Raw genomic sequence first — 18,279 nt, forward strand, 5'->3', positions numbered from 1 at the left:
CTGAGCCTCGAAGGATGCCATGACCTCCACCATGCCCGTGTTCCTCCCCGACGCGAGCGATCGAGCCGAGCCGCGGCGGATGCCGTGGCTGGCCCTCGCCCTGCTCGCCACGATGGGGTTCATCCTCGTCGCCGCCGAGACGATGCCGGCGGGTCTGCTGCCGGTGATCGCCGAAGGGATGGGGACCACCGAGGGGACTGTCGGCCAGTTCATCAGCGTCTGGGCGCTCGGAACCGTCATCGTGACGATCCCGGCGATCAGCCTGACCCGGGGCTTCCGCCGAAAGCCGCTGATCCTGGTCACGATCGCACTCCTGGTCGTCGCGAACACCGTCACCGCGCTGTCGAGCGATGTCGTCGTGTCGCTCGTCTCGCGCTTCTTCGCGGGAGCGTTCACCGGTGTCATCTGGGGCATGCTCGCCGCCTACGGACGCCGGATCAGCCCTCGCCGCCGCGCCGGTCTGGCACTGTCGATCGTGTCGGTCGGCGCCCCGGTCGGCTTCGCGCTCGGCACTCCGCTGGGGGCGTGGCTCGGAACCACCTTCGACTGGCGCTGGTCGTTCGGCGGGCTGAGCCTGATCGCGCTCCTCACCCTGGTGCTGATCGCCCTCTTCGTCCCGGACGCTCCCGGCCAGTCGGCGTCGGCGAAGGGGAGCCTGCCGCTGATCAAGGTCTTCGCGATGCCGGGCGTCGCGATCGTGTGCCTGACGATCTTCGTCTGGATGCTCGCGCACAACACGATCTACACCTACATCGCTCCGTTCCTCCGCGAGGGAGGCTCAGGCCTCGGCCCCGACCTCGTGCTGCTCGTCTACGGCGTGTCCTCGATCGTCGGCGTCGCGATCACCGCGGCCGTCATCGACCGCTACCCCCGTGCTCTGCTGCACCTGAGTCTCGCGGTGTTCGTCCTCGCCGGCCTGATCCTGATGGTGGGTCGCGGTGCTCCCGCGGCCGTGGTGGTGGCGAGCATCCTGTGGGGCATCACCTTCGGTGGCGCCGCGCCTCAGCTCCAGTCGGCGCTCAGCAGATCGGGTCGCGAGAACTCCGACGTGGCCAACTCCTTCCTCCCCGTCGCGTTCAACCTCGCGATCTTCTCGGCGGGCGTCCTGGGCGCGGTGCTGCTCGAGAGGTTCGACACCCTCGTTCTCGCCGGCCTCATGGCGGTGCTCGGCGCGATCGCCCTCGTGATCACCTTCTACGGCCGCCGCACGGCCTACACCGTCGACCACCTCGACGCGCACTGAGCGCCCGACCACAGGAGTTCCGGATGACCGCCACCTCAGAACCGCCGACCGCGATCGTCCTCGAGATCGACGGCGTCGAGATCCCGGGCCGGCTCGAGGGCGGTGCGACGAGCGCATCCCTCCTCGCCCGCCTGCCGCTGACCCTTCCGTTCCGCGACATGGGCGGGCAGGAGAAGCTGGCGGATCTCGGCGAGGCGCTGGACCTCACCGGAGCGCCCACGCGCAGCGATGCGCAGCCGCGGACGATCGGCTACTACGGCCCCACCCGCAACCTCGTGCTCTATTACGAGTACGTGGGCACGTTCTCGGGGATCGTCCCTCTCGGTTCCTTCGACGACGTCGGCCCGGTCGAAGACCTCGCCGACGGCATCCCCGTCACCCTCCGACGCGCGGACTGACCCCGTCCGCCCGTCACCCGCACAGAACAGGAAATCCTCATGAAGGCTGCATACATGTTCGGCGCCGGCGATGTCCGCATCATCGACGTCCCCGATCCCGTCCTGCAGGAGGCGGCCGATGCGGTCGTGCGCATCGTCCGCGCCTGCGTCTGCGGGTCCGACCTGCACCCATACCACGGCATGGAGAAGAGCTCCGACGGAGTCTCGATGGGCCACGAGTTCATCGGCGTCGTCGAGGACATCGGAGCCGACGTCCGCACCCTCGCGGTCGGCGACCTCGTCGTCTCGCCGTTCTCCTTCTCGGACGGCACCTGCGAGTTCTGCCAGGAGGGGCTCTACACCTCCTGCGTGCACGGCGGGTTCTGGGACATGCCCGGCATGGGAGGCGGTCAGGCAGAGGCCATCCGAGTGCCTCTCGCCGACGGCACCCTGGTGAAGATCCCCGGCGTCGACGAGTCGTCGCCGCTACTCACCTCGCTTCTGACCCTGTCGGACGTGTACGGCACGGGATGGCACGCCGCCACCAGCGCGCACGTCTCGCCGGGCGACTCCGTCGCAGTGATCGGCGACGGTGCCGTCGGGCTTATGGCCGTGCTCTCGGCCAAGCAGAAGGGCGCCGAGCGCATCATCCTGATGGGCCGCCACACGGCTCGCACCGACCTCGGCATCGAGTTCGGAGCCACCGATGTCGTCGCCGAGCGCGGTGAGGAGGGCATCGCGAAGGTGAAGGAACTCACCGGCGGCGTCGGAGTGCGGAAGGTGCTCGAAGCAGTCGGCCACATGCCCGCCTACGAGCAGGCGTACCGGATCGTCCGCCCCGGCGGCGTCATCAGCCGCGTCGGCGTCCCGCAGTACGAGGACGCTCCCGTCGGCTTCGGCAGCCTTTTCGGAGGCAACATCACCCTGACCGGCGGGCCCGCGCCCGTTCGCGGCTACATCGAGCAGCTCATGCCGGCGATCCTCGACGGGAGCATCGACCCCGGCAAGGTGTTCGATCGGACCGTGGCGCTCGACGACGTCCCCGAGGCCTACCGCGCGATGGACGACCGTCAGGTGCTCAAGGCGATGATCACCTTCTGATCCGCCCCGCCACGCCGCACCGCGCGGACCGGATCCCGCGGCGCATTCCCTGAGGAAAAACCTGAGGAAGAACCCGAGGAAGAAGGAGCACACCGTGAACATCGAGCCCTCCCGGCCCACGACGAAGAACCCTCCCGAGCAGTTCGCCGGCGACGTCTGGCTCGACATGATCGCCGTCCCGCACGAGGACGGCCAGCACATGACCGTCGCCACCGTCCGCTTCGCCCCCGGCGCCCGGACCGCCTGGCACTCGCACGCCCGCGGGCAGTACCTCCGCGTGACGGAGGGCGTCGGCCGCTTCGGCACCCGCGACGGTGTCGTGATCGAGGCCCTTCCCGGTCAGACGGTCTACACGCCTCCGGGCCAGGAGCACTGGCACGCAGCGCCCGCCGACCGCTTCATGGAGCACGTCGCCATGACCGAGAACGGGGACGATCCCGCCACGACCACGACGTGGCTCGAGCACGTGACCGATGCCGAGTGCTCTGGCACCGATGCGTGAGCGTCGTGGACCCGCTCACCGGAAGGACACCGTCATGACCACCCACGAGGACGCTCTCGCCGAATTCGCGACCTTGTTCCCCGCACGACCCGACCCGGACGGCATGTCGCTCGGCGCGACCGACCCGGATTTCCTCGCGCTCTACCGGGACTTCGCGTTCGGAGAGACGCTCGGGCACGTCGACCTCGATCGTCGCGAGCGGTTGCTCTATCAGCTCGCGGCCAGCATCGCCGTCGGGGCGGCGAGCGAGTTCCGCGCGCTGCTGGGCGCCGCACTCGAGGTCGGCGTCCGCCCGATCGAGGTGAAGGAGGTGACCTACCAGGCCGTCGCCTACGTCGGCAGTGCGCGGGCGATCGAGTTCATCGTCCTGAGCAACGAGGTCTTCACCGCTCACGGGATCGCCCTGCCCCTCGAGGGGCAGTCGACCACGACTCCCGAGACGCGGCGCGACACCGGCCTCGCCGTGCAGACGGAGATCTTCGGGGCAGGGGTGGTCGACGGGCTCTTCTCGGGCCCGGCCGATGCGCGTCAGTTCTCGGAGTTCCTCGCCGGCAACTGCTTCGGCGACTACTACACCCGCTCCGGTCTCGACCTCAGGCAGCGCGAGCTCATCACGTTCGCCCTGCTCGCCGCCCTCGGGGGCGCCGACCTCCAGGTCAAGAGCCATGTCACCGCCAATCTCGCCGTCGGGAACACTCGGGCCGACCTCCTCGCCGTCCTCACGGTGCTGGTCGCCCTCATCGGCTACCCCCGGACCTTGAACGCGCTCGCGCAGGTCAATGCGGCGGCACCCGCCTCGGACTGACGCGCATCCAGGGGGTCCTGCTGGAACCCGTCACGCCAGACCCCTGGCTCACCCGCGTCGGATGCTCTTGCCTGGAAGGAGCGCGACACGGGCAGCACCTCCGGGGCACTCGCACCGCCTCGAGCGGGGAGGGTGAACCGGATGCCCGGGCCGCAGGGACGACACGATCGTCGTTGCGGATCCAGCTCGCGGGTGTCGATCCCGCTCCCGCGACCGCGGGAACGCCATCGCCGCTCGCCCATCCGAAGGAGAAGAAGACCATGACAGACGTCAGCCGTTTCGAACACTCGTCCGCATTCGTCACCGGAGCCGGTACCGGCATCGGCAAGGCCGTGGCGACCGCTCTCGCCGCAGAAGGCGCCCGAGTCGTCGTCGTCGACCTGCCCGGCGCGGGTCAGGCCGAGACCGTCCGGGCCATCACCGAGGCGGGCGGGGAGGCGATCGCCGTCGACTGCGACGTGCGCAGCAGGGCCGAGGTCGCCCGCGCCTTCGATCTCGCAGTCGAGGCCTACGGTCGCGTCGACGTCGCGTTCAACAACGCGGGCGTCGAGCAGTCCCAGACGACCCTTGTCGACCTGGACGACGACGAGTGGACCCGCATCGTCGACACCGATCTGCACGGGGTGTACCACTGCATGACGCAGGAGATCCGCCTCATGACAGCGTCGGGCGGAGGCGCGATCGTCAACACGTCCTCGGGTGCCGGAGTCATCGGCATCGCCGGGCAGGCCGGGTACGCCGCGGCGAAGCACGCGGTCATCGGACTCACCAAGTCGGCCGCCCTCGAGGCCATCGGCGACCGGATCCGCATCAACGCGGTGGCTCCCGGGGTGATCGACACGAAGATGATCGAGCGTGCCACCGGCGGCACCGAGGAGGGCTACGACGCGATGATCTCGCAGGAGCCGATCGGGCGTCTGGGCACGGTCGAGGAGATCGCCTCCGCGGTGCTGTGGCTGCTGTCGCCCGAGGCCGCCTTCACGGTGGGCCACGTCCTCGTGGTCGACGGCGGGCAGACGGTCGGCTGATGAGCGTCTCCGCCTCCGGCCCCGGACGAGGCTCAGCCGTCCTCGCCTGCGCTGCTTCTCTGCTGCTGTCTGTCTCCGGGTGCAGCGTCGCGGGGCAGGGCGCCGAGTCGCCCTCCCGCACGAGCACCCTGTCGCCGACGGAGGCGGCTCCCGCGGCGACAGCACCCGCGACTCCCGAGACGACAGCACCCGTCACTCCCGAGAGGTCCTCTCCGGCGGCGGAGGACCATGCAGGCCCTGCGTCGATCGCGCTGCAGTTCGGCGATGTCGTCATCACCGGGACCGTGGAGGACACGGCCGCGGGCCGCTCGCTCCTCGCCCAGCTCCCGATCGAACTCGACTTCCGCGAGTACGGCGGGCAGGAGAAGATCGCGACGCTCCCCGCTCCGCTCGACCTCGACGGCGCTCCGGAGAGAGCCGCCGCACCGGCGGGAACGCTCGGCTACTACGCGCCCGATCAGGGCCTCGTCCTCTACTACGACGATGTCGGCTCGTATCCGGGGATCGTGCCGCTGGGCACGTTCGGCGATGTCGAGGCGCTGCGAGACGCGGCGGAGGGGCCGGTGACGGTCCGGAGGGAGTGAGACGCGCGGTGAACCGCGCCTCCCTCTCCCTCTTCCCCTCCTCAGCAGAATCGAGCAGTTCCATGACTCCTCCGATCACCCGTTCCGCCGTCGTCCTCACCTCCCTCGCTCTTGCGGCCGTCCTCTCGTCGTGCACGGCACCGGCGGCCGAGCCGCGCGAGAGCGTCCTGTCCTCGCCGACGACTCCTGCCGGCACCGGTGCCGCCACCGCGGTGCTCGACGGGAGCTCCGTCGTCACCGCGGGCCTCGAGGCTCCCTGGTCGATCGTGTTCCGGGGCGGCACTCCGCTCGTGAGCGAGCGCGACAGCGGACGGATCCTCGAGCTCGCCTCCGACGGATCGACCCGTCCGATCGGCACCGTCGACGGAGTCGTGTCCCGCGGCGAGAGCGGACTGCTCGGTCTCGCGGTCGACGACGAGGGACGCCTGTACGCCTACTCGACCGGGTCGGACGGCAACCGCATCCAGCGCTTCGACGTGACGGGGGAGCCGGGTGCGCTCGCGCTCGGCGGATCCGAGACGATCCTCGACGGCCTCCCCTCCGCGAGCTACCACGACGGCGGGCGGATCGCGTTCGGCCCGGACGGGATGCTCTACGCGACCGTCGGCGACGCGGGCCGCACCGAGCGGGCGCAGGACCTCGACTCCCTCGGCGGCAAGATCCTCCGCATGACGCCCGACGGCGCTGTCCCGGAGGACAACCCGTACCCCGGCTCCCTCGTCTACAGCTCGGGCCACCGCAATCCGCAGGGCCTCGCCTGGGCCGAGGACGGCACCCTCTTCGCGACCGAGTTCGGTCAGGACACCTGGGACGAGCTGAACATCATCCGGCCCGGCGAGGACTACGGCTGGCCCACGGTCGAGGGCGCCGCCGGCGACGACCGCTTCGTCGACCCGGTGCAGCAGTGGACCCCGGACGAGGCGAGCCCGAGCGGCATGGCGGAGGTCGACGGAACGCTGTTCCTCGCGAATCTCCGAGGTCAGGTGCTGCGCGCCGTGCCCGTCGCCGACCCGACCACGTGGACGGACCACGCGGTGGGAGAGTTCGGCCGCCTGCGCGATGCGGCCGAGGCGCCCGACGGGAGCCTGTGGGTCGCTACGAGCAACACCGACGGCCGCGGCGACCCCGGAGACGACGACGACCGCATCATCGGCTTCGACGTCGCCTCCGCCGGCTGAGTCGTCGGAGGACGACGTGGTGAGCGGGACCGCTGCTCGCAGCGGCCCTGCTCGCGACGACGAGGCGGCAAGGGGGGTTCGAGCAGACCCTCTCAGACGCGGGAACCGCCGATTTAGCGTTGACCGCGCTGCACCGGAACACTCGAGAGGCTCACGACCATGACGACCACCCCGACGACATCGCCGCACCGGTCCCGACGCGGACCGATCTCCGCGTTGGCTGCTGCGGCGACGACGCTTCTGATCGTGCTCCCGGCGGCGCCGGCATCCGCTCACCACGGCTGGGACGGTTTCGAGACCGACCGGCTCGTCTACCTCGCGGGCACCGTCTCCACCGAGGGCACGTGGGGCGAGCCGCACTCCCTCTTCGAGACGACGCTCGACCGCACTCTTCCCGCTGACACCCCCGAGCTCGAAATCCCGGAGGACCTGCAGGATCCGGAGGACAGCACCCGGGTCGAGGCAGCGCTCGCGTACAGCGGTCCTCACGAGGAACTCGAGGTGATCATCGCTCCTCCGGCTTGGTCCGGGAGGTGGGGTCTGGGCCGGGCGCTCGAGGTCGGAGAGCGCTTCCAAGGAGTGGGGTACATCAATCGGGACGATGACGGCCTCTTCCGCCCGGTGGTGTTCTGGTACGGCGACGACGACGTGCCCGTCAACCAGGTGCTCGGAAGCACCCTGCCCGTCCGCGCCCCGCTGCCCGCCGCCGCCGCTCCCTCCGCCGGGAGCAGCGCGGAGCAGACGCCTGCCGAGACCGCAGCGGATCCCCTGGAGACCCCTTCTCCGACGACGGGCGAGAGCACCTCCCCGACGGCCGGTGCCGAGGGCGACCCGGGCAGCACCGCGGGCGTCTGGACGGTGTTCGGGTTCGTCGTGCTCGCCGCTCTGGCTGGGGGCTTCCTCTACCTGCGACGCGCGACCCGGCGGAGCTGAGCCCCGATGCCCGAGTGGATCCTCCTGGTCTCGAGCTGGCTGCAGGACTCAACGCTGGGCGCGGCCGTGCGGGGCACCCCGTTCCTGTACCCCACCCTCGAGAGCGTCCACATCCTGGGGATCGCCGCCCTGATCGGTCCCGCCTTCGCCTTCGACCTCCGCCTACTCGGGATCGGGCACCGGATCGCCGCCGTCACCACCGCCGCGCGCGTCCTGCTGCCGATCTCCCACGTCGGTCTGGTCGTCGCTCTCGCCACCGGAGCCGTGCTGCTGACCGCGCAGGCTCCGGTGGTCGTCTCCTCGGGCGCGGCGCCGTGGAAGCTTGGACTGCTTCTCGTCGCCGCGGCGAACATCCTCGTGTTCCACCGCGGGGTGTACCGGAACGTCGAGAAGTGGGCGGACGCCGCCGCGACTCCGCTCGCGGCGCGCCTCGCCGCGATCGTCTCGTTGACCGCCTGGACTGGAGTCGTCTTCGCCGGGCGCTTCCTCGCCTACACCTGACCCCGTTCCCACCGACCGATCCTCACCGACCCTTCCACCACATCACGAAGGACACCATGCGCACTGTCACCGCCTACGCGGCACCGTCGGCCACCGAGCCGCTGATCACGACCATGATCGAGCGCCGCGACGTCGGCTCACAGACGTCATGATCGACATCACCTACGCCGGCATCTGCCGCTCCGGCATCCACGTCCGATGGCGGGCCGAAACCGCCTTATCTCCATGACGTCCACGCTGGGTCGCCGCCGTCGATCCCGGGATGCCCTGTGAGTACACGGACAACCGCTTCCTCCCGCCGGGGGGAGTCGTGGCAGATGGCGCCGGCCCGACTGACTCCACGTCCGCAACCGCCGGGAGCTCGTGCCCGCGATCGCAGCACGTCACCTCCACCGTCCGCGCGATCACTCGTGCCCGCTCAGCGCTCCGCTGACGACGGGAGGGGTGGGGCGACCCGATGACCGCCCCACCCCTCCCGGCTGCTCTGAGCTATTCGAAGAGCGAGAGAGTCAGCGTCGCGGAGTAGTCGCCGGCGGCCACGGTGGGCTCGGTCTTGAGGACGAGGTCCGCGGTGGCCGTCCACTGCCCTTCGGTGATCACGGCGGCCGAGTCGTCCGTGATCGCCAGGAACTCCTGGTCGACGAGTCCGAGCGAGTCGTCTCCGGTGTCGAGCACGGTGTTCACCTGCTCGCCCTCGGCCACGAGTCCGCTCTCGCCGCCGTCGAGCAGTCGTGGAGTCCAGCCGAGGTGATCGGCTCCGATCTCGGGCTGGCCGTCCGAGCCGACGAACGCGGTCGCAGATCCGACGACGTACCAGCCGGCTCCTTCCGGGACGTCCTCGGGAGCACGGGTGTCCGTGACGGTGACAGTCGGGAGCTCGCCCGTGAATTCCCTCACCAACGCGGTCGAGCCGTCCTCCGTCAGGACGGTGCCGGATCCGCCGACGGTCATCGAGAGTGCGCCCTGGGTCGGGAGCGGGGCGATGTCGACCGAGACGTCGACGGAGTCGTTGCCGAGCTCGGTCTCGGCGGCTGCTGCGGTGGCGGCCGTGCCGAGCAGGAGGAGCGCACCGATCGCGGCGGCGGCGGTTCGGGTGAGCACGTGGTTCGTCTTCATGATTCGTCCTTCGGTCTGCATGGTCGGCGTCGTCACCGGCCGGATGGTGGGAGCGCTGCTGCGTCGGCCGGTCGTCGGCCCGGGGTAGCAGAGCGGAGTTTCGCGTGATCGCCCCCTGTTCCTGGTCAGGCAGGACCGTGCGGAGGTCGGCGCGGGCGCCGCGCCCGTGATGGGAGTTCTGTCGACCGTCGCTGTATCGACGACCGCGGCTGAGGCTTCGGTGGGTGCGGGGCCGTGACCGGCCCCGCACCGGGATCAGCACACTCGCGCTGTGTACGGCGTGGTCGTCGTCGTGGTGACGTTCTTCCCGCCGATCACGGCCGTGGCCTCGACCGTCACGGTGCCCGCGGGCATCGACTTCAGGCGCGTGGTGTAGGCCGTGGTACCGAAGGCGCCGGGGGCGACATCGGTGTGGGTCTTCACTCCGTAGGGGGTGGTGACCTTCACGGTGATCGGAGCCGCGTGCTCGTTCTGCACCTTCACGGTGAGGACCGACTTCGCCGAGACGCATCGGCTGGACGTCGTCGCGACCGTCTCGACGGTGGGCGTCGGCGCGGTGGCGTCGATCACGAACGGAGCGAACTCGATCCAGTCCACGTCGGGTGCGATGGCGTAGCCGGGCAGGACCCGGTCGTCGTCGGTGCTGCCGGTGGGGCCCTCGTCGATGTAGAGCGTCTCGCGAGTGTTGCCGAAGGTGATCGGGGCCGAGTCCGTCCCGAGTGCCATCGACATGCGCGCCTCCCAGAAGTTCGTCGCCAGGTACGTGTACCGGAACGTCGAACGGCCGACGAGTGCGCTGCTGCCCTGCTCTGTCGCCTGCAGGCCGGCATCGACGACCTGCGGGTTGTAGGAGTGGGTGCCCTCGATGTCGTCGTTGGAGTAGTGCACCGTGACGTCGTACTCGCCCGCCTTCGCGAAGCTGCCGGAGCGCGGCACGGTCAGGGTGCCCTGGTTCGCCTTCACGGCGTCCGTGATGCCCAGACCGGTGACGTACCCGGTGCCGGACCCGTTGGTCGCGAGTCCGTCGGTGGGGCCGGTGCCGAATGTCTTGACGGCGGCCGTGCCTCCCCGGGTGATCGTGCTGCTCTCGGCTTCGATGCGGGTGATGGCCGCGTCACCATCGACCGCGCGGGTGGTGCGGATGCTGTCGACCAGGGCCCCGGTCGAGCTGCGCAGCTCGAGCTCGGAGATGCCCTCGGGCAGGTGCACCCGGACGGTCGAGGTGGTCGCGTTCGCGTCCTTCGCGGTGAAGGAGGCGGCGACGCGGCCGTTCACCGTGAGCTCGAGTTTCGCGGCTGCGGCGCCCTTCCAGGAGACGGCGACGTCGTAGTAGCCGGACTCGTACGCCGCCGGGTAGGCGTCGACGCGACCGGTGCTGCCGATCTTCGCCCAGCCCGCGGTGGCGGGGGCGGCGAAGTCGAGGGCGGCGCCGCCGAAGAGGCGCAGGCTCGAGGCGGGGTAGTCCTGGCTCTCGGTGTTGACCGTGTCGCCGACGCGGGTCAGGTCGAAGCGGTCGAGGGTGACCCCGCTCGCGTTGTCCCGGCTGTAGCCCGCGTTGGGCAGCAGGGTCGTGCCGTCCTGGCTGGTGCGCAGTCCGAGGACGTGCGTGCCGGCGCTGAGCTGCACGAGCACCTCCGCGCTGCCTCGGGCGACGGACTGGACGTTGAACGGCTTCATGGCGCTGGCGCCCCACTGGACCTTCTGGTTGAAGGCGCCGTCGATGAACAGGGCGTGCTGCACGGGGACTCCGGGCGAGGCGCCGAGGACCTGCAGCCGGTACAGACCCGGCTTCGCGACCGCGACGGTCCACTCCGCCTTCGAGCCGACCTTGTCGAATCCGCGGACGTCCTTCTCGTTCGAGGCGCGGTAGCCCGAGGGCGTGCGGATCTCGGCGGAGGTGAGGGCCGAGTTCTCGGCCTCCATGACGTAGTGGTCGGCCTGCGCCGACTTCTGCGCGGTCACGTCGCGCGCCTGGCTGGGAGTGAAGACCAGCTGGTAGACGCTGCTCGCGGCGGAGGACGGGACGCGGACGGCGAGGGTGCCGTCGGTGATGGCGGCGTTCTCGATCGCTGTGACGACCGGGGGAGTGCCCGAGACGCCGTCGACGCCGTTCACGTTCGCCTCGCGGACCTCAACGTCGACCGAGGTGCCGAAGACGGCCGGGTCGATGCCGTTGATCGTGACGGAGGCGTCCTTTCCTGCAGTGGTGCCGCCGAAGAGGACCTGTCCGCGCTTCTGGACCTTGTCGAAGGCCGCGATGACCTTCTGCTCACCGGTGGTGACCTTGGCGGTGGTGGATCCGGTCATGTCGCCGTACCACTTGAACAGCCACCAGCCTCCGTTGGCGTCGTTGACCTTCGCCTGGTTGTCGGACAGGGTGCCCGAGGCGGTCCAGTACGCCGTCTGGGCGTCGACCTTGGCGGCCTCGAAACCCGAGAACCAGCGCAGCAGGTTGTACGGCGAGCTCATGTCGGTGCTGGCGCCGTACTCGGTGATGTTGATGGACGGCGCCTTCTCGGCGGGGATGCCGGCGGCGAGGAAGTCCTGACGGGCCTCGGCCGCGCGCTGGGGGAGCCAGACGTAGCCGTTGAGTTCGTGCCAGACGAAGACGTCCGGAACGGTGCCTTGGGCGACGGCGGCCTTCAAGAAGTACCGGTTGCGCTCGGAGCCCATCCAGATCGAGTCGCCGGGACCCGCGATGCGGGGCTTCTGCAGTCCGTGCTTCGCGTAGACCGCGGTGATGACGTCGTGCGCCGCCTCCCAGTCGCCGATGCCGCCCGGGGTGAAGCTGTCGGGCTGCTTGCCGTCGATGAGGTACTTGTTGCGCTTGTCGCCGGAGTACCAGATCCAGTCGGGCTCGTTGAAAGGGATCAGGACGTACTTGTCGGGGTCGTCGGCGTTCGCCGCGATGCGCTCGGTGACGACCTCGAGGATCTCGAGGTAGTCCCAGACGCCGTTGCCGCCCTGCGTCTTCGCGCCGGTCAGCACGCCGTCGGCTCCGCGGGTGAAGGTCAGATCGTCGCCGGGCCGCTGTCCGCCGAAGTACGGCCAGTCGGGGTAGTAGTCCTGCGTGTAGACGTACAGCTCCTTGCCGTTCTTGGCGAAGAAGGTGTCCTCGATGTCGAAGACGTCACCGCCCGGGTGCTGCGTGCCCAGCGGCGGCTTCTGCGACGTGTTGGTGATCGCCGCGCCGTTGACGAGTGCCTGGGTGGGCGACTGCTCGTCACCGAATCCGTAGAGGGTCCCGGAGGCGCCTCCGCGGAACTGCCCGGTGGGCTGGGCGAAGTCGGCGACGATCGACTCGGTCTGGCGCTCCTGCACGGTCACCCGTGTCGTGAGCGGGCCGGTCCATCCGGGGACGGCGCCCTTGACGTCGAAGCTCGTTCCCGCTGTCTGGTACTGCGCCGCGGGGATCGGGTCCCACGTGATGGGCAGCTGCGCTGTCATCCCCGAGGAGTACGTGGCCTGCAGGTTCGCGGGCAGGGCCGGCTGCACTCCGACCGGGGTCGTGACGGCCCAGGTCGACTGGGAGACCGAGGTCACGTCTCCGGTGTAGCTGCGGTAGAGCTGCCCGACCTGGTCGGCGCTCAGCGCCTCGCGGTAGATCGAGAAGTCGTCGAACGCGCCCGGGAAGGTCGCGGCGAACGGGCCCGACCACGGGACCCTGCCGATCAGGCCCGATCGGGTGCTGCCGCCGCTGGTCAGGCGGCTGAAGTCGATGTTCACGGCCTCGGTGCGCACGAGTGCGCCGTTGAGGTAGTACGACATGCTCGTGCCGTTGAGCGTCGTCGTGATGAGGGTCCACTTGTTCGCGGGGAGCGGGACCTGGTCGTCGGCCTTGACCTCGGTGCCGGAGTTCGCAGTGGCACGGGACTTCCCGTCCTCGCTCGGCGTGAGGTAGGTGCCCCAGTTGTCGGCGGGCAGTGCGTCGCTGCCGATGATGTAGGCCCACGGGTTCTGGTTCGCGTACTGCCCGTCCCACTTGATCCAGGTCGAGACAGACAGGGCGTTCGCGCCGGTGAAGACGCCGTTCGGCACCTCGAGGTAGGGGGCGGTGGTCTGCCCCTGCGGAGCTCCCGGCAGGACTCCGGAGGCGCCGCTGGCCGGGGTCGCGCCGGTGCCGCGGGCCAGGGTGGTGGCGTTCTTCAGTCGCGCGTTCAGCGCGGATCCCGCGGTGCCGCTGTTCGCGATCACGGAAGTGCTCACGTCGTTGAAGTCGTACTTGACCGCGGGCTGGGGCACGGTCACGTCCGCTGCCTGTGCGGCTCCGGCGCCCAGGGTGACGAGCATCGGCGCCACGAGGGCGGCTGTGACCAGGCGGGCGAGGGCTCTGCGGAACGATGCTCCTGGGGAAGTCGCGGCCAGTGGAGACACCGCCCCCGATCCTGGCTCTCGCTGCCCCTCTCGGGACCCGCGCGCTCTGAAAACTGTGATCATGGTTGCTCCTCATCGAACAGTGGCTGCCCTCGTGCCGGGATGACCGGACGAGCGTCTCGTCGTCGGCGGGTCCTGCGACCGGCGCTCGACAGCGCAGGTCGCGGACGGTGCCAGGCGAACAGGGCGACTGTAACGCCGATTCGGAGCGATGAGAAGGTTTTCAAGAAACCGTTATCAGAGTCCGGCGTTACCCGACATCTGGCGCGGAGGAATGTGTGGACAAGTCTGAGTTCTCGGGCTTGCTTTCTGTTGAAATCGGTATCAAGATCGGTGTCGTTCGCTCGTAAGAACCGTTTCCTGCACACTCGGTGACGATGAGGAGGCGTATGCCCGAATCGGCCGCCTGGAGAAGCCAGGACGGCTCCGACTGACCTCCGGCCGCTCGGGCGAAGCCTCATTCGTCGTGGTCGTCCTCGAGTTCCGTGTGTTCAGCTCGAGTCCACGTGCCCCACTCCAACTTTCGAGATCGGCGCGCGGTCACCGGCCACGGTCCTCCGAGTTCCGTCCTTCCTGCTCGTCCCGACCGCCCGCGGCTGCACCAGCTGCGGCTCTTTGTGACGGTATCGGGCGTCTGCTCCGAGCCGGTCAGTGGTGCGGAACGGGTCGCGGTTGAGTGCTTCGTCGGAGGGGGGACTAGCGCGACCGTGACCGTGCGTGTCTTCGGTGGCGCCGCGGAAGGCGCCTCGTTTTTTTACAGGAGGATCTGCCGCGACGGATCCGGCTGCGGCAGAAGGATCCATGGCAAGGGTCGCGGAGCGATCCGCGGCAGCTCCATCCTCATCGCGTTCATCCAGCTCCAGGTGTCGAGATCGCCGAGTCCGTCGAATTCAATGTCAGCCTGACAGGTCGGGCTCCAGCCCGACGCGTTCTGCCTCAACGGCGAAGATCGTGAGCAAGCCGGGCGCGATGTCCTCGTCGACCGCCGAGTTCCGGTCGCGGACGAACTCGACAACACCTTCGATTCACCACTCCCCGTGCTCGGCGAACTGGCTCGGACTCATTAGACGTGCGTCGACTCGCACCTCACCAAGGACGACGTCTCGAGAGTGACCGGCTGCGATAGGGAAGGCCCAGTCTCCAGATTCGAGGCGAAGAGGAGGTGCGAGGATCACCGCCCGGATCAGGATGTCTGACGCGGGAGCGTCCAGGTCGAACCGCGTGCCGAATTTAAGGATCATAATAATATCCTAGAGTCGCTCGTCGCTGGCTGCAGCGGTTCCGGGAAACTTGGCGTGTGACAACCCGAGATTCCTTCGAACTCCCCGACGACGTCCTTGCGGCGTCGGATGCGTTCGGCAACCGGGTCCGGTTGGCGATCATCGACTTCCTGGTGCAGAGCGGGCCGTCGACCAGGGGAGCGATCGCAAGCGCGCTCAGCGTCAATTTGAAGACCCTCCAGTTCCACCTGGCCGGGCTCAGAAGCCTCGGCATCCTTCGCGTACGCGCGCTTCAAGCCTCGACGGGTGATTGGCACCGGCAGGAGTACGTCCTGGATCGCGCTCGACTCGACGTCCTGGTGCTCGCCCTGCAGGAGTGGTCCGCGCCACCGCAGTCGTGACGTCGCTGCCCACGAGGACGGTAAATGGTGTCAGTCGTTCATCTACGGACTCGCTGCACTACTGCATCACGTATCTGCTGAGCTAATGGTGATCCGTCCCCGGCGAGCTCGATGAGAGCCCGGATGACCTCTACTTGATGCACTCGGGGTCGTGCTAGCGCGGCCGCCAGGTCTTGCGTCAGCGCGTTCAGGGTTCGATAGGTACTCGGCGGCAGATCCGCCGTCACCCTGATCGGTTTTGTCCGGATCGGGGGCCCTGCTGGTTGTGCGCGCGTCGGCTCGGCGGTCGCGGAAGGTGTGCGAGCGGCGTCGCGAAGTCGCTCTGCCAGTTGCTGCGCGGCCGAGTTCACGGCGACTCCAGTAGTTCAGCGACCTCGCGCGCAACGGCCTCGAATACAGAACCGAATGCGACTCGAGACCCGAAGGATTGTGCGACCACTTCTCTTCGAGCTACTTCCGACTCGAGAACTTGATGTCCGAGCTCGGTGATGATTTCACGGTACATCCGCGTCGATCGAGCGTTCGTGACTGTTCGGTTCAGTAGCACGACTGTCCTCGCGGCTGCAGGTCGGTCAGCACGCTCGAGTTCGATGAGTGCTGAGACGTCTTTGAATCTTTCAAAATCGAGCAGCGTGGGCGCCATGGGGACGACCAGGACATCGGCACTCCGGATCGCTGCCGCGGTGATACCTCGCTGGTCATCGGTCGGTGGAGTGTCCACGACGACTATCTCTACACCGGGCGGCACGATGCCGCCGAGGCGAGAGTCCAAGTTCCGGACCGGCAGTGCAATCGTCGGGATCGCCCATGCCGCACTCTCGCTCCATCGAAGAAGAGAGCCCTGAGGGTCCGCATCTACCATCAGGACGGCGCGATCGGTGCTGGCGAGTTGATGAGAGACGAAAGCAGTCGACGTCGTCTTCCCCGTTCCGCCTTTCAGGTTGACGAATGCCAGCGTCTTGTGGCTCATGTGCAAGTACTCACTTCAGTAGGTCCTTCATCAAGTAGTGCGGTAGCTACTGCATGCCGCCTTCGGTCCGGTCCTCGAGCCGCCTATGGGCGGCCCCCGCTTCGTCAGCGGTCGTTGACAGCGTGGGCCTGCGCCTGAAGGCCTTGGAGGGTGCTCTCGCAAGCAGGGCAGGAAACCCAGACGTCACCCGAACGCACTAGTCGCGTCGTCGAGTCGCATCCGCCGCACCAGGGGGACTGGGCGCTGCATCGTCGGCACCAGCCGTGCCTTTCCCAGAGGTGTCCTGTCGTGCCACAGAGCGTGTTCATCGTCTCGCGAGGGGCCGAGTGCTCGCGGTCGTCGGTCGCTCGAAGCCACTCGTACGGGCTTGCTTCGATTCCCGCAGCCACGAACGCGACTGGGTCGACCACGGTCGCTCGTGCTCTGCCGAGGATGGCGCTGGAAGCCTGAAGAAGATCAATCATTTGAACGCTGTTGTGAAGGAGACCAGCGGAACGCAGCTCGAGCAGTTTCTTCTCGAGTCGCGATCGATTCAGCCTGGGATGCAACTGACGCAGCAGTTCGGCCGTCTCGTCGGTGTACTCCAAAGTGGGCGCAGGCGCATTCGATTGTCGAGGTGATGATGTTCTCCTCGAGGGGTGTTCTTGGGAATGGTCTTTCTTAAGGGCGGGATAGCCCGTTGTCGGGTGCACCGCGGCGGGTGACCGGACTTCGGTCGATCCGGGTGCGGGTATTCCTCCTCGGCTAACAGCTTTCGGAAGATCGTCGTCCGTGGATCGTGCGCTCGGCCCAACCGACCCCGACTCGTCCGGCTGGTCCGCCGAGAGAATCGAAGTCCGCCCCGTTGACGGGTTTCCCTCCCTGGCTCGGTCCGCGTCGTGGTCGGCGGCTGGTTCAGGGTCCAGCACGTGGAAGACGAGCTTCCGGGGCTGGCCGCCGATCTTCTTGCCGGCCTCATCGACGGACCCGGCCGGCCAGCGAACGGTCTCTGCGCGGAGGTATCCAGCACTCTCAAGCCGCCGTCGCGCTGCCAGGAACGCGTCCTTGCCAAGCCCGAGGTCCTGCTGCGCGCGAGCTTGTGTGATCGCGTAGTCGCGGCGGTGGCTCAGGAGGTACAGATAGATGCTCAGGGCATTGCCGACGACTCGCCGGTCGCGGGTCCACCAGTTGCGGTACTGGCCGAACTCGCGCTCGAAGGTCAGCTCCGGTCGGACGAACTCGGACTCAGCGGCCATGGTGAGCTCGGGGTCGATCGGCGGATGGCTGCTGACCGTTCTGCTTCTGACGTAGGTGTAAGCATTCGTTACGCATGAGCCAGACGGTAGCGCCAAGGTGGACAATCCTCACTTTCTCGGCGAGAGTTGGCGCATGAGCAACGTTTTCAGCATCCCGGGCGGTGACCACGCCGCGACCCCGGAGCGCATCACGCTCCTGGCGTTCCGACGACGCATGACGATGGCATCTCTCGCGCGGGCGTCAGGTATCCAGCGCACCTACCTGAGCCAGAAGATGCACGGGAAGACGCGGTGGTACCTCAAGGATGTGGAGGCAATCGCAGCCGCGCTCGACACGACCATCGCGTTCCTGACCGGCGAGACCGACGACCCGGAGCGCATGACCGGCGGCGTCTTCGTCCCATCCGAGGAGTACCGGGCGTTCTGCGATTGGCGCGAAATGTACGCCCGCAACGAAGAAAGGCCCGCCGAAGCGGGCCTTCCAGCACTCTCGCGAGTGGCACTGTCTCAACCAGTACTCGGTGGCTCCGAACCACCGAGTGGTCTGGATTCCGAGTGCGCCCGGAGGGATTCGAACCCCCAACCTTCTGATCCGTAGTCAGATGCTCTATCCGTTGAGCTACGGGCGCAGTCCATCGCGTGACCCCGGGGGGCGCACGCAACGAGGTACGACTATACACGCCGGCGGGTCCCTCCGCGAATCGGCGTCCG

16 protein-coding genes and 1 tRNA gene are annotated in these 18,279 nt (G+C 68.4%); 12 read left to right on the forward strand and 5 right to left on the reverse strand.

What is annotated here, in order from left to right; all coding sequences use genetic code 11:
- Nucleotides 1-19: 19 nt before the first annotated feature.
- From ASF48_RS09230 to ASF48_RS09275, 10 genes are all read left to right on the forward strand, one after another.
- The gene (locus tag ASF48_RS09230; protein ID WP_082481178.1) at nt 20-1,243 is read left to right on the forward strand and encodes an MFS transporter; all 1,224 of its coding nucleotides are present in this window, start codon (nt 20-22) and stop codon (nt 1,241-1,243) included.
- Between the two features lie 23 nt (nt 1,244-1,266).
- A complete protein-coding gene (locus tag ASF48_RS09235) occupies nt 1,267-1,641 on the forward strand; it encodes a cyclophilin-like fold protein (RefSeq protein WP_055790122.1) in 375 nt (124 codons plus the stop codon).
- A gap of 39 nt (nt 1,642-1,680) precedes the next feature.
- A complete protein-coding gene (locus ASF48_RS09240) occupies nt 1,681-2,721 on the forward strand; it encodes a zinc-binding dehydrogenase (protein ID WP_055790126.1) in 1,041 nt (346 codons plus the stop codon).
- A gap of 94 nt (nt 2,722-2,815) precedes the next feature.
- The gene (locus ASF48_RS09245) at nt 2,816-3,223 is read left to right on the forward strand and encodes a (R)-mandelonitrile lyase (RefSeq protein WP_055790129.1); all 408 of its coding nucleotides are present in this window, start codon (nt 2,816-2,818) and stop codon (nt 3,221-3,223) included.
- Nucleotides 3,224-3,257: 34 nt separating this feature from the next.
- Entirely contained in the window at nt 3,258-4,028 is a 771-nt protein-coding gene (locus tag ASF48_RS09250) for a carboxymuconolactone decarboxylase family protein (protein WP_230673272.1), read from the forward strand.
- A gap of 260 nt (nt 4,029-4,288) precedes the next feature.
- Nucleotides 4,289-5,056, forward strand: a complete 768-nt coding sequence (locus ASF48_RS09255; protein ID WP_055791466.1) for a glucose 1-dehydrogenase — start codon at nt 4,289-4,291, stop codon at nt 5,054-5,056.
- On the forward strand, nt 5,056-5,640 hold the full coding sequence (locus ASF48_RS09260) for a cyclophilin-like fold protein (protein ID WP_055790132.1): 585 nt from the start codon (nt 5,056-5,058) through the stop codon (nt 5,638-5,640). Before ASF48_RS09255 ends, ASF48_RS09260 begins: the two co-directional genes overlap by 1 nt.
- 62 nt (nt 5,641-5,702) lie before the next feature.
- Nucleotides 5,703-6,818: a PQQ-dependent sugar dehydrogenase gene (locus ASF48_RS09265; RefSeq protein WP_055790135.1), complete on the forward strand. Its 1,116-nt coding sequence runs from the start codon at nt 5,703-5,705 to the stop codon at nt 6,816-6,818.
- Nucleotides 6,819-6,977: 159 nt separating this feature from the next.
- Nucleotides 6,978-7,751, forward strand: coding sequence for a hypothetical protein (locus ASF48_RS09270; RefSeq protein ID WP_200931003.1), 774 nt, complete (start codon nt 6,978-6,980; stop codon nt 7,749-7,751).
- A gap of 6 nt (nt 7,752-7,757) precedes the next feature.
- The gene (locus ASF48_RS09275) at nt 7,758-8,252 is read left to right on the forward strand and encodes a hypothetical protein (protein WP_055790138.1); all 495 of its coding nucleotides are present in this window, start codon (nt 7,758-7,760) and stop codon (nt 8,250-8,252) included.
- 489 nt (nt 8,253-8,741) lie between these two features.
- Here the strand turns inward: ASF48_RS09275 and ASF48_RS09280 are convergent, their stop codons facing one another.
- Together ASF48_RS09280 and ASF48_RS09285 are read right to left on the reverse strand one after the other, a co-directional pair.
- Complete coding sequence (locus ASF48_RS09280; protein ID WP_055790141.1) at nt 8,742-9,368, reverse strand: hypothetical protein; 627 nt, start codon at nt 9,366-9,368, stop codon at nt 8,742-8,744.
- A 255-nt stretch (nt 9,369-9,623) separates the two neighbouring features.
- On the reverse strand, nt 9,624-13,616 hold the full coding sequence (locus ASF48_RS09285) for a LamG-like jellyroll fold domain-containing protein (RefSeq protein WP_235577224.1): 3,993 nt from the start codon (nt 13,614-13,616) through the stop codon (nt 9,624-9,626).
- Between the two features lie 1,423 nt (nt 13,617-15,039).
- Here ASF48_RS09285 and ASF48_RS09300 point away from each other — a divergent pair.
- Nucleotides 15,040-15,363: a winged helix-turn-helix domain-containing protein gene (locus ASF48_RS09300; RefSeq protein ID WP_055790154.1), complete on the forward strand. Its 324-nt coding sequence runs from the start codon at nt 15,040-15,042 to the stop codon at nt 15,361-15,363.
- A gap of 346 nt (nt 15,364-15,709) precedes the next feature.
- Here the strand turns inward: ASF48_RS09300 and ASF48_RS19000 are convergent, their stop codons facing one another.
- Together ASF48_RS19000 and ASF48_RS19410 are read right to left on the reverse strand one after the other, a co-directional pair.
- Nucleotides 15,710-16,333 carry a ParA family protein gene (locus ASF48_RS19000; protein WP_082481182.1) on the reverse strand — a complete coding sequence of 208 codons (624 nt, stop codon included), beginning with the start codon at nt 16,331-16,333 and terminating at the stop codon, nt 15,710-15,712.
- A 104-nt stretch (nt 16,334-16,437) separates the two neighbouring features.
- On the reverse strand, nt 16,438-17,568 hold the full coding sequence (locus tag ASF48_RS19410; protein ID WP_157603123.1) for a hypothetical protein: 1,131 nt from the start codon (nt 17,566-17,568) through the stop codon (nt 16,438-16,440).
- Between the two features lie 214 nt (nt 17,569-17,782).
- Here ASF48_RS19410 and ASF48_RS20120 point away from each other — a divergent pair, with 214 nt between their 5' ends.
- The gene (locus ASF48_RS20120; protein ID WP_442965574.1) at nt 17,783-18,166 is read left to right on the forward strand and encodes a helix-turn-helix domain-containing protein; all 384 of its coding nucleotides are present in this window, start codon (nt 17,783-17,785) and stop codon (nt 18,164-18,166) included.
- On the opposite strand, the gene ASF48_RS09305 is transcribed toward ASF48_RS20120, so the two are convergent.
- A tRNA-Arg gene (locus tag ASF48_RS09305) sits at nt 18,125-18,197 on the reverse strand. The genes ASF48_RS20120 and ASF48_RS09305 overlap by 42 nt on opposite strands.
- Nucleotides 18,198-18,279 lie beyond the last annotated feature (82 nt).

This window comes from Rathayibacter sp. Leaf299 (genome assembly GCF_001423055.1).
Classification (GTDB): domain Bacteria; phylum Actinomycetota; class Actinomycetes; order Actinomycetales; family Microbacteriaceae; genus Rathayibacter; species Rathayibacter caricis.

What these genes read in the sequence shown, in the direction of transcription:
- ASF48_RS09255 (WP_055791466.1), top strand. Translation starts at nt 4,289, where the DNA reads ATGACAGACGTCAGCCGTTTCGAACACTCGTCCGCATTCGTCACCGGA.
- ASF48_RS09230 (WP_082481178.1), top strand. Translation starts at nt 20, where the DNA reads ATGACCTCCACCATGCCCGTGTTCCTCCCCGACGCGAGCGATCGAGCC.
- ASF48_RS09260 (WP_055790132.1), top strand. Translation starts at nt 5,056, where the DNA reads ATGAGCGTCTCCGCCTCCGGCCCCGGACGAGGCTCAGCCGTCCTCGCC.
- ASF48_RS09270 (WP_200931003.1), top strand. Translation starts at nt 6,978, where the DNA reads ATGACGACCACCCCGACGACATCGCCGCACCGGTCCCGACGCGGACCG.
- ASF48_RS09275 (WP_055790138.1), top strand. Translation starts at nt 7,758, where the DNA reads ATGCCCGAGTGGATCCTCCTGGTCTCGAGCTGGCTGCAGGACTCAACG.
- ASF48_RS20120 (WP_442965574.1), top strand. Translation starts at nt 17,783, where the DNA reads ATGACGATGGCATCTCTCGCGCGGGCGTCAGGTATCCAGCGCACCTAC.
- ASF48_RS19410 (WP_157603123.1), bottom strand. Translation starts at nt 17,568, where the DNA reads ATGGCCGCTGAGTCCGAGTTCGTCCGACCGGAGCTGACCTTCGAGCGC.
- ASF48_RS09265 (WP_055790135.1), top strand. Translation starts at nt 5,703, where the DNA reads ATGACTCCTCCGATCACCCGTTCCGCCGTCGTCCTCACCTCCCTCGCT.
- ASF48_RS09280 (WP_055790141.1), bottom strand. Translation starts at nt 9,368, where the DNA reads ATGAAGACGAACCACGTGCTCACCCGAACCGCCGCCGCCGCGATCGGT.
- ASF48_RS09235 (WP_055790122.1), top strand. Translation starts at nt 1,267, where the DNA reads ATGACCGCCACCTCAGAACCGCCGACCGCGATCGTCCTCGAGATCGAC.
- ASF48_RS19000 (WP_082481182.1), bottom strand. Translation starts at nt 16,333, where the DNA reads ATGAGCCACAAGACGCTGGCATTCGTCAACCTGAAAGGCGGAACGGGG.
- ASF48_RS09240 (WP_055790126.1), top strand. Translation starts at nt 1,681, where the DNA reads ATGAAGGCTGCATACATGTTCGGCGCCGGCGATGTCCGCATCATCGAC.
- ASF48_RS09250 (WP_230673272.1), top strand. Translation starts at nt 3,258, where the DNA reads ATGACCACCCACGAGGACGCTCTCGCCGAATTCGCGACCTTGTTCCCC.